At 62.8% G+C, this 2,162-nt stretch carries 1 pseudogene; it reads right to left on the bottom strand.

What is annotated here, in order from left to right:
* Window positions 1-2,162: pseudogene (locus tag M5B99_RS29445) on the bottom strand (type IV secretion protein Rhs); the annotation flags it as partial.

The following is a 2,162-nucleotide window of genomic DNA, read 5'->3' as shown; positions in this document are numbered from 1 at the left end:
GTGCTCCTGCAATAGCCGCAAACCATCCCAGGTGAAACGCGTTTCGCCCAACGGATAGCCATGGTTGTCGTGCTCGGTCTTGCCGATACGCCGCCCCAGCGGATCGTAGGTCATGCGCACAACGGTTTCCCGCGCACCGTCCTGGTTGCGTACCTCGACCAGCCGGTGCTCGGCGTCATAAGCAAAGCGCTGCAGCCGCTGACTGCCACTGCGTTTCTCGATCATCCGCCCAAACCTATCGTAGCGATAACGCTTGTCCTGATAGGTCAGCAGCTTGTTGTGCACCACCAGACCGGCACCCGCTTGCGGGCCGTCCAGCAGGTTGGCGGCGGCGTCGTAGGCGAAGGTTTCGCTTTGGCCCTGCACGCTGTCCTGAGTGGCGATGATCCGACCCGTGGCGTCGTAGTGCAGCAACTGGCGATGATCGCCGCGTGGCTGGTGGTCGAGACGGCCGACCAGGTTGTCGCTGGGGTCGTAATCGAAGTGCTTTTGTGCCGGCGCCGGCAGTGCCGGCGGCTGGTTGGACGGGCGGCGTAAGCGTGAGCGCAGACGTCCAACCCGGTCGTACTCGCTGCGCGTGCTGAGTTGACCCTGGGTGCGCAATACCTCGCGGTGCAGGCGGTCGCGCTCGAAGTCGCTGATGACTCGACCGTCCAGATTGATCTGGTGCAGATGCCCGCTGCCGTAATACAGCCGATTCAGCCAACGCCCATCCGGCAACTGCGTCTGGATCAGATTGCCCAACTCATCGTAGTGATGCCGCAGGCTGCCCGCCGCGCCCTGTTCTTCCAACAACTGGCCCAGGGCGTCATAGGCGAAGCCGAGCTTTTGTGCCTGGCCGTCGTGGTCGGTAAAGGTGATGGCGGTGAGTTGGTCCAGCGGATTGTAGGCATACTCGGTACGCCCATCGTCGGTGATTTTCGCTGTCAGGCGCCCGCTGGCATCGCGCTCCAGGTGGTGAACAATCGGCTTGACCGGCATTTCTGGGACCAGCGCCAGGCCACTACCAAACGGTGCCGGAACGTATTCCACGCGAGTCGCATTATCCAGCATGTCATAGGCATAACACCGGGCGCTGCCGTCGAGATCGCGTTGTTCGGTAAGACGGTCGCCGGCATCCCAGGCTAAGCGATAGCTCTCGCCATTCTCGTTGGTCAGCGTCTGCAAACGCCCATAGGCGTCGTAGCCGAATTGCACCTGCCGGCCATGGGCATCGATGCGCTGGCGCACCTGGCCGCGCCGGTCGTACTGATAGCCGGTGCTGTGCCCGGCTGGGTCGACATACCCCGTGAGCTGGCCGCTGCCGTCGCGCAGGTATTGTTCGACGCGACCGTCCGGCAACTGGCTCTGCAACAGGCGGCCCTGGGCATCGTGCTGATAGGTCACGCGTTCGCCGAGCGCATCGGTGACCAGCTGCAGATGACCGCGCCGGTCGTAGCTGAAGGTGGTCGGCGATCCCGAGCAGTCCACATGACGAATCAGCTGGCCGAGGTCGTTCCACTGCAAGGTTTTGCTTTTACCCGTGGCGTCGATGATCTCGACCACCTGGCCCTGGGTATCGAAGCGGTATTGGGTGACTTGCCCCAGTGGATCGGTCTCGTGGGTGCAGTTGCCGCGCGGGTCGTAGCGGTATTGCCAGCTGTTGCCCGCCGCGTCGGTTTCCACCAGCGGCAACGACCAGTGTTCCAGCCACAAGGTCGACTCGCTGCGCCCCAGCGGGTCGACAGTGGCACTGAGGTTGCCCGCTTCGTCGTAGCTGAATGCGTGCTGGCCGCCCTGGGGATCGGTGGCGCCGAGCAACTGGCGCTCGTCGTTCCACTCGAAGTGCCAGGTGTGGCCGAGGTTATCGGTGTATTCGGTGATCTGGTGCTGCGGGTTCCAGCGACGGATGCTCACACGCTTCAAACCGTCGGTGACACGGGTGATGCCCTTGCTCAGGTCGTAGTCGAATAGATATTCGTCGCCGTCATCGGTCCAGTGGCGAATCACTCGCCACTCAAGGTGTTCGACCTGCGCCCACTGATAGAAACAGCGCAGCCCGGTAGGCAACTGATGTTCGACCATCCGCCGCCCGTTGTCGTAGGCAAAGCGCCGTTGCACTTGACCAAGGTTGTCGCGCACTTCGGCCAGATCGCCGCTGCTGTCGTAGTCGTAGCTGACCA

Source organism: Pseudomonas sp. MWU13-2100, from assembly GCF_023242365.1.
Classification (GTDB): Bacteria; Pseudomonadota; Gammaproteobacteria; order Pseudomonadales; family Pseudomonadaceae; genus Aquipseudomonas.
Note: the sequence above shows the minus strand (reverse complement) of the source record. Positions and strands in the feature narration are given on the sequence as shown.